Annotated in this window: 10 protein-coding genes and 1 pseudogene; 8 read left to right on the top strand and 3 right to left on the bottom strand. The window is 59.8% G+C overall.

All coding sequences use genetic code 11. The annotated features are described in order from the left end of the window. The 3 genes and pseudogenes from A3764_RS11495 to A3764_RS11485 form a co-directional block, all read right to left on the bottom strand. Positions 1 to 207, bottom strand: a pseudogene (locus A3764_RS11495) (hypothetical protein); the annotation flags it as partial. A 997-nt stretch (positions 208 to 1204) separates the two neighbouring features. Beyond that, a complete protein-coding gene (locus tag A3764_RS11490) occupies positions 1205 to 1462 on the bottom strand; it encodes a helix-turn-helix domain-containing protein (RefSeq protein ID WP_067951608.1) in 258 nt (85 codons plus the stop codon). 155 nt (positions 1463 to 1617) lie between these two features. Continuing rightward, positions 1618 to 1938 carry a hypothetical protein gene (locus A3764_RS11485; protein ID WP_236628170.1) on the bottom strand — a complete coding sequence of 107 codons (321 nt, stop codon included), beginning with the start codon at positions 1936 to 1938 and terminating at the stop codon, positions 1618 to 1620. Positions 1939 to 2082: 144 nt separating this feature from the next. On the opposite strand from A3764_RS11485, the gene A3764_RS11480 reads away from it, so the two are divergent. The 8 genes from A3764_RS11480 to A3764_RS11450 all read left to right on the top strand — a co-directional run. After that, a complete protein-coding gene (locus A3764_RS11480) occupies positions 2083 to 2439 on the top strand; it encodes a hypothetical protein (RefSeq protein WP_067951603.1) in 357 nt (118 codons plus the stop codon). 43 nt (positions 2440 to 2482) lie between these two features. Beyond that, positions 2483 to 3100: a lytic transglycosylase domain-containing protein gene (locus A3764_RS11475; protein ID WP_067951605.1), complete on the top strand. Its 618-nt coding sequence runs from the start codon at positions 2483 to 2485 to the stop codon at positions 3098 to 3100. Continuing rightward, positions 3097 to 3390, top strand: a complete 294-nt coding sequence (locus tag A3764_RS11470; protein WP_082850978.1) for a TrbC/VirB2 family protein — start codon at positions 3097 to 3099, stop codon at positions 3388 to 3390. Before A3764_RS11475 ends, A3764_RS11470 begins: the two co-directional genes overlap by 4 nt. Positions 3391 to 3402: 12 nt before the next feature. Beyond that, on the top strand, positions 3403 to 3681 hold the full coding sequence (locus A3764_RS11465; RefSeq protein ID WP_067951602.1) for a type IV secretion system protein VirB3: 279 nt from the start codon (positions 3403 to 3405) through the stop codon (positions 3679 to 3681). Beyond that, positions 3671 to 6034 carry a type IV secretion system protein B4 gene (locus tag A3764_RS11460; RefSeq protein ID WP_067951601.1) on the top strand — a complete coding sequence of 788 codons (2364 nt, stop codon included), beginning with the start codon at positions 3671 to 3673 and terminating at the stop codon, positions 6032 to 6034. Before A3764_RS11465 ends, A3764_RS11460 begins: the two co-directional genes overlap by 11 nt. After that, positions 6031 to 6201 (top strand): hypothetical protein, encoded by a 171-nt coding sequence (locus tag A3764_RS25170; protein ID WP_161487203.1) that lies wholly within the window; start codon positions 6031 to 6033, stop codon positions 6199 to 6201. The genes A3764_RS11460 and A3764_RS25170 overlap by 4 nt, the downstream gene beginning before the upstream one ends. Beyond that, positions 6194 to 7348, top strand: a complete 1155-nt coding sequence (locus A3764_RS11455; protein ID WP_082850979.1) for a lytic transglycosylase domain-containing protein — start codon at positions 6194 to 6196, stop codon at positions 7346 to 7348. The genes A3764_RS25170 and A3764_RS11455 overlap by 8 nt, the downstream gene beginning before the upstream one ends. Before the next feature lie 86 nt (positions 7349 to 7434). Beyond that, the coding region (locus A3764_RS11450) for a type IV secretion system protein (RefSeq protein WP_236628171.1) at positions 7435 to 8014 on the top strand (580 nt) is incomplete at its 3' end.

Below are 8014 nucleotides of genomic sequence, written 5' to 3'. Positions count from 1 at the left end.
CATTTCGAATAACTCGGTGGCGGTGAAATCGGGCCATTCAAAGTGTTCCGCCGCCCAATGCACAAACTTGCGGTTGAAGGCGCCTGATTGCGTCAGCCCGATCCCGCCGGTTTCGTTGGCATAACGCAACGCAAGCGTCATCCCACGAACCAGCGGCGAGTGTTTCAGGACATCAGCATCTGAGTGAAGTTTGACCGTCGGAAGCATGTCACCACGCTATCCTCGACACCAAAGACCCGCAATCCGCAAGGCTTTTCAGCCCTTCGATATTGGGGTCTGCGGGCTCAAAAGCCTTGCTCCCGTAGCGCCCTGTGGTGACCTTTCTGCTTTGCACAGCCGGTGACATTTCTGAATGGGATTTACAGCGGATTGTTGCCGGGTATACTCTGAACTGAGTTGCGACAAATCCCCTACCTTGCCGAAAGACAAGGAGAACGAGGGATAGTGATCAGCCCAACCCGAGCGCTCCGGTTTGAGTGTTATTGTATGGCCGGTCTATTCGACTTTGATGTTGGCGGACGACTTCCTTTCCGAGTGTAAGCGCAAGGTTGCCATCTCAGGTAGGACACGCTTGATTCTGCCTGGGCTTAGCGTGGGGGCGGAGGGTTCGGGCATCGTCCTTAGGATGTATGCCTCTCAAACGTCGCTATATTTTTGTCGGATAGCTCTGGGCACTCTCTCATCGATCAAATAGGGTCAACTACGACCTTTGATGAGCCGCTTGCAGTTAAGCTGAATTCGCCAGTCAATTTCAGCCACAGACTCATCCCGAGGAAGAACAGGACGCAATTTTACCGTGAGGCAGGAACGAGAAGAAGCTGCACCCGTTACTCGACTACTGGATGGAACTGGCACAACCAATGCGTGGGTATATCAATGGAACACGGGCGAGTTATCAGTCCTTTGGTTGGGTCGGCCAGAGGACGCCTCGGTGATTAATCCCCCTATCGCTCTCGACGTGCTGGCAGTTGCAAAGCCGTACACAGAGGAATGCGTTTTCAGAATGCTGGAGCGCCTCTCGCGACAAGACGGCTAAAGTGCAAATCGCCGCGAGGTCCAGGGAGAGTGCACACGGTAGTTCGGAACGCTTCATTTCACGCCGGGGGCCCAAAACAAAGGATCGCCAACATCTTATGCGCCTTCCGACGCAGCTAAACATTTCCGGGCAAGACCTCATTTGCGCAACGGCAAACACACTGGCATTTCAAATTCTGTGATCCACCGACGTAGCCGCTTCGGCTTCCAGCAGCAGTGTGCCCGGGTCGACGCCCAAAGCCCTTGCTAGGACGATCAATTCGACCACATCGATCCGTCGCTCGCCACTCTCGACACGCGCGACAAAGGACTGGTGGCATTTCAAGCGCTTGGCCAACTGCGCCTGCGTGAACCCAGCCTGATTGCGTGCCGCGATCAATGCGGCCCGCAACGCTTCATGCCCTGAACTTCTGATTGTCTTTGCCACGGTCACACGCCTCTTGCGACCGGGCTAATCCACTTTATAGATTATCTAAAAAGTGGATAATTCATGTGCTCATTCCAAGTCGCCGACGTCGAACAGACGGACAAGGGTCTCTGATGATGTACAATCTCTGTGACAACCGGGACGCTAGCTCGTCCTCAGCGGCCTGTCGCGTTCAGGAACCGTTCGTATGCCTTGGACACTTCCTGCGCTGCATCGAATGCGCGTCGGCGCTCTTCTTCAAGGCACCGGAAGTACGCTTGCGCGTCTCGCAGGTAGAGCTCGAAGTCCTGTCGTATGAGGTCGGCATAGAGACTTGCCGCGTCACGATCGCTTGGAACAAAGGGGCGGTCCGGGGCGATACAGGAGGCAGAGGCGGCCGCCACGTGCAAAAAAAGAGCGAACAATATAGCGAGGAACCGGCGAGAATGGGTTTGGTCGACGCAACGGAAAGCCCTTATTTTCTTGATCATCGGCATGCTGGCGGTCTATCCGTTGAGTGAGCGAGAATCCGCTTGTCGCGCAGTAAGTATACCTTGCGTGCCAATAATATATCATCGTATGGCTTGGCTTCAATCTTTGAAGCCGGGTCATTCGCCTTATCGGGGAATGTGATCCGGGTGATGGACCTAGATAAAGAAGCACCGAATGTGGTCACCGAACCCAGATTCCGCGATCTGGTCGCCAGCGGCTATCGCGTTGAAGTTGTCTGTAAAGAAGACGCCTACAAAAAAGGCCCCAACTGGCATGGGGTCTGGATCCTGCGTGCGGTCAGTGATGACGGCGTCGAAAAACTCCTCGTCACGGCCCGGACCCGAACCACGCGCAACGACATCAAGATCCGAGAAATCCGAACCGTCACGGGTGTCATCTCCTTCCTTCAAGGGGTCGGTTTCTCGCACGCGGACATTCCGCTCGAAGAGGGCAAGCGAACGGTTCACAAGCTCACGCCTGAGGACATTATTGCGCGCAAACGGTAGCGCCCTTGTCTTTAGCCTAACCGCCCTTCCAGCTCTGGCTGACATGGTCCTCGTTCTGGGGAGCGACGGCGCTCTGAGACCCAGTCAAAGACAGGATCTTTTTGCGCTCAGCTACCAAAATGGGGTCGGGCAGTCAGGATCGCGCGCTGCGGGCCTGGTGATCTTCGGAGAGGGGCCTCCAGCCGCTGAAGCCTCTGGTAGAACGGCCGACAAGTCACCCTCAGCAGCGCCCCATCCAGACCTCCTCGCAGCAATCGATGGCGCGGCTCTCAGATACGCAGGCCATGAGGGGCTTCGCACCGCTGGAATTTCTGTCACGGACTGGATGCAACTCTTCCGCGCCAACATCGAAACCGAGAGTGCCTACGATCCAAAAGCAGTTTCACACGCCGGTGCCATCGGCCTTGGGCAACTCATGCCCGAGACGGCACGCGACCTGAGCGTGGATCCAAATGACTGGCGCCAGAACTTAGACGGATCAGCCCGATACCTGGCCGCAATGCTTGCTGCCTTCGGCAAAGTCGATCTCGCTCTGGCCGCCTACAATGCCGGCCCAGATGCCATACGCGCGCATGCCGGCATCCCCCCTTTTCCCGAAACACAATCCCACGTCCAGCGCGTGCTGGCCGTCGTCGACCGACTGGAAGGAGCAACCCCGTGAAACCGACCTTTCGCCATCTACTTACCCTGTTCGTGGCCCTGTGCCTCCTGACGGAACCCGCTATGGCACAGAGCATCGATCTCTCGCCGATCCAGGAACTGTTGCAGGGCATAGTCGACGCCTTGACCGGCCCTCTGGGCGTGGTCATCGCGACCTTGGCGGTTCTGGGCGTTTTCCTCAGCTGGTTTTTCAACATCATCGACCTGCGCCAAGCCCTGTGGGTGCTCGTGGGGATCGCCGGCGTGTCAGCGGCCCCCACCATTGTCGCTGCCGTCTTCGGTGGATCTTGATCGGAGGCTGTCGTGGCAGAACGCTCCCCGCTCTTTCTCGGGCTCGTCCGCCCACCCAAACTCCTGGGCCTGCCCATCATGTACGCGATGGTCTGGCTCTTCGGGTCTGTCCTGCTCTTCGTCTGGATTCAGCACCTCGTGGTTCTCGGGGTCGCGGCGGTGCTTTATCCGATCCTTTGGAAGGCGGCGGATTGGGATCCCCGTTTCATCGACGTGCTGATGACGGCGCTGCAGGAGACACCACCTACGCGCAATAGAGCGATCCACGGAGGTGACAGCTATGCCCCGTGACGAGAGAATGGACAGCCGAACGTTTCTGCCAGACTGGTACGCGCGCGAACAGCGCCTGGCGCATATGCTGCCCTATGTCAGCCTCGTTGACGACTGGACCGTGCGCACACGCGCGAACGAACTGTTTCAGTGTGTTCGGCTCTCCGGCATCAACAGCTACACGACCGCCGACGAACATCTCGATCGGGTCAAAGCACTCTTCGCCCGACTCATCGCGCAGCTTGGCCCGGCCTATAGCTACTACGTCCACAAGGTCTCGAGCTCCATCGTCCCCGACCTGCGGGCCGTTCCCGGAGACGGGTTCGCGGCAAAAGTTGATCACCTCTGGCAGGATCATCTCCATGCGAGTGGCTTGCGCGACAAGACGCTGACGCTCACCATCATCCACCGCCCTCCCCCCAGAAGCCATCTGGACTTCCTTAATCGAAGCGCACCTGACCGTTTGCACAAACAGACCGAGAAGCGCCTGCGCCGCCTAAACGAAGCGGTGACCGTGTTTCTCTCCGGGCTTGCGGACCTCAAACCGCGACGTCTGTCGGCCAGCGCGGGCGAACTCTTGGGCTTCCTCGGCGCGCTCAACACCGGGCGCGAACGACCGCTCTACCCTTCGGGGCGCTTCGGCTTCCTCTCCTACGCCGTGGCCAACACCCGCGTGACATTTCGTGATGAGCACTTCGAACTCTCGGACGGCGTTGCGGGCCGACGCCTGGGCAAGAGCTTCACCATCGCCGAATATTCCGAGGCCACGCAGTGCACCATGTTCGACATGCTGAACCTGCCCGTTGACATGGTCGTCACCCATTCCTTCACACCGATCAACGCGAACCTCATGGCCGGTCGCATTCGCAGGCAGAAGCGGCAGATGCAGGCCTCTGGAGACGCAGCCCTCTCCCTGCTCGGTGCCCTCGACGCGGCGCACGACGATCTGGAAGCCAAGCGGCAAAGCTTTGGCGAGCACCACATGGTCGTGACCGTCTTCGCAGACACACTCGACACGCTTGAGTCCTTGGGCGCAGAGATCGTCAATGCCGCCGCAGCCGAGGGGGTCAAAATGATCGGGGAACGGGTCGCGGCGAAGGCACATTATTTCAGCCAGCATCCGGGAAACCAGCCCAAGCGGGTGCGTGCCAGTGCCGTGACCAACCGCAACTTCGCGGATTTCGCGGCCCTGCATCGCACCCAACTCGGCAAGGGAAAGAAAGATCTCCCCTGGGGCGCGGAAATCACGCTCTTTCCGACGCCCGAACAGAGCGGGTTTCGGTTCTCTTACCATGAGCAGGGATCCCCGGACAAAGAACCGACGAGCGGGCACACGCTCATTCTCGGCCGCCCGGGATCCGGTAAATCCGTCCTCTCGGCCTTTCTGATGACGCAGGCGCGCAGGGTCGGCGCGCGCGTCTTCGTGTTCGATTACCGGCGCGGGATGGAGATGGCGGTACGCGCCAATGGCGGGAGGTATGCCTCGATAAAGGCAGGTGACGCGACGGGTTTGAACCCACTCTGGACCGAGACGGACGCGCGCGGCACCGCCTGGCTGTCGGACTGGCTTGGAGCCCTTCTCCATCGGCCAGATCGGCCCCTCTCCCCCATCCAGACCAATCGCATTCAAGAGGTCGTGCGTCAGAACGCGAGCGCAAGCGATGCCGCCCTGCGCAATTGGTCGGATTTCACATCACTTTTCGTGTCGACCGATGACTCAGGCGATCTCCATCAGCGGCTGCAGGAATGGACGGAGGGCGGTCGTTACGGCTGGATTTTTGGTCAAACCCTACAAGACACCTTCTCACTCGACGGCGACATGGTCGGCTTCGATCTCACAGACATCCTCGACAGCGAAAGCGACAAGGAGCGGATGGCAGTCCTCTCCTACCTCTTTCGTCGTGTCGAGCGGGAGATCGAGGATCGCCGCCCGACGATTATCATCATCGACGAGGCTTGGAAGGCCCTCGACAACAGCTACTTCGCCGAACGCCTGTCAAACTGGCTCGTGACTGCGCGGAAACAGAACACGGTCGCGGTCATGATGACCCAGTATGCGAGCCAGCTTGAACGCACGCGGACCGGCAAGACCATCGTCGAGGCCGTTCCGACGCAGATCTTGCTCCCCAATATTCGGGCACAAGCCGCCGACTACGCAATGCTTAATCTCTCGGACAAGGAGCTGGATGTCCTCCTGAACACGGGCAGCGACAGTCGGCTGGCCCTCATCCGGGACGACACGGGATCCGTCGTCGTCGACACCGATCTGTCCGCGCTCGGGCCCTGTCTCACTATCCTTGGCGGCATGGAAAAAGGCGAAGCACTCGTCGGCGCCGACTACCGCGACCGCCTCGATTTCTGGAGGATAACATGATCCGCGCACTCACTCTGCTCACCGCATTGGTAACCCTCACCGCTTGCGAAACCCATCGCGCGTCCAAGGCCAATTGTTTCGATGTGGTCGCACGTGGCGTGGTCGCCTCAAATTGCGACTTTGAACAAATGGACAGCAACCCGCCGACCGAGGCGCCCTATGGGTAAGTTGGCAGGTATCTCCCTTGCACTCTCGCTCGTCGCTGGCCCGAGCCTCTCTCAAGGCCTCGCGGTGCACGACACCGTGCTGACGCTGCGCAACATCCTCGAGAACAGCAATCTTGAGGCGGATCTTGCCGTGCAGGGAGACAAGGTGGCCGTTTCCGCTGCGATCGCCTCCGTTGAACGCGAACAACGCGCGGTCCTGCGCAAGATCCTCGAGGCGCAAACCCGTCTCGGGACCGGGACCCAGTCGGATACCGTGGCCGCATTGGAAGGCGGTGGGGCGCAGTCCGACCGTTCCGCAGCGGCCGTCTATGGGACCGGTGACATCGACCCGAACCCGCATGGGGCGGGACTCTTTGGCGATGCCGCCGAAACCGTCGAAGAACTGATCATACGCGTCGCGGAAGAAACGCATCGCCGTCCCGGTGTCCGCCGAGCCGGCCTGTCCCAAGTGCAGTGGCGCGCCCTCCTTCAGGCACTGATCTGGCAGGAAAGTCGCTTCTCGATCGGGCTTTACTCTCCGGCCGGCGCCTACGGCCTTACCCAGATCATGCCGGATACGGCAAGCGATCTGGGGATTAATCCCGCCTACTACGCCAGCCCCTACCTTCAGGTCGAAGGCGGTGCACGTTACCTCGACGCCCAACTCCTGACGTTTGACGGCAACATCATCAACGCCCTGGCCGCCTACAATGCAGGACCCGGCCGGGTCTTTGAATACGGTGGTGTCCCGCCCTTCGCGGAGACCCAGCATTACGTCCAAGTCATTCCCGAACGCTATAACCACTACCTCAGTCGAATTGGCGGCATTGAGGCCTTAGGCACGATTGATCCGAAGCTTTTCGCAAACGCGCAGCTCTCGCTCGCAGGCCATGGATCATCGCTCTATGGGAGCCACGCCCCGGCCCAGATAGAACAGGCGGTCTTGCGTATTCAGGACATCGTGACCCGGATCGGATCGGCGGACACCGTCCAAGACAGCGTGGCGCTCAACACCTATGCGCGCGCGGAGCTCGTGCGTCTCGTCGCCGCACGTGTGCGCCTGAAAGCTGTCCGCGGCCAGACCGCGACCGCGGCACAGCTCGCGCTGGCCACGGCTCGTATGGCGGAAGGCGACTTCATGGACTTTTCTATGGAGGACTTTCAGTGATGCGCATAGGAATTCACGCTCCTAGAACAGCACGAGCGTCCAATCTCACAGCTGCACTGGTAGCCTTTGCCATTGTGGCCACCCCGATGTGGGTTGAGGCGCAGGGCATCCCCGTGGTCGACACGCAGAACATCGCCCAGAACATTCGCCAACTGCGCCAGATGGTTGAAGACGAGATCCTGCAAAACGAGCAGCTGAACCAGCTTCGCGAACATCTGGCGACGCTTAATGAACAGCTCTTGGAACTTCAACGCACCTACGACGCCCTGACCGGTCTTGCGGAACTTCCAGAGATCATCCGGACCGAGATGGAAGCCGAACTGAACGGCCTCCTCGATCAGGAGTTCGGGGATATCCTCGCCACGATCCGGGCAATCACCACGGGCGACTTCTCCGGTTTATCGGGGTCCGGCGCGAGTGAGATTGAGACCCAGATGGACCGCGTGCTTGCCGATCTCGGCTTCGACTACGACACCTTGAGCGAGATGGCCCGAAGCGGCAACCCCGGCGCCGCACGCGTCGCGACACAGGCCACCACCGGCGCACTGGTCTCGGCGGCTGCGCAAAACAGCTACGACGACGCGGGCCAGTCTCTTGAACGCGTCGAGCGCCTCGTGGGTCTTATCGACGACATGGGTGAGCTGAAAGCCAGTGTCGACCTCGACA

It is taken from the genome of Sulfitobacter sp. HI0129, assembly GCF_001635395.1.
Classification (GTDB): Bacteria; Pseudomonadota; Alphaproteobacteria; order Rhodobacterales; family Rhodobacteraceae; genus Sulfitobacter.
This window is presented reverse-complemented; position numbering and strand designations above follow the sequence as displayed.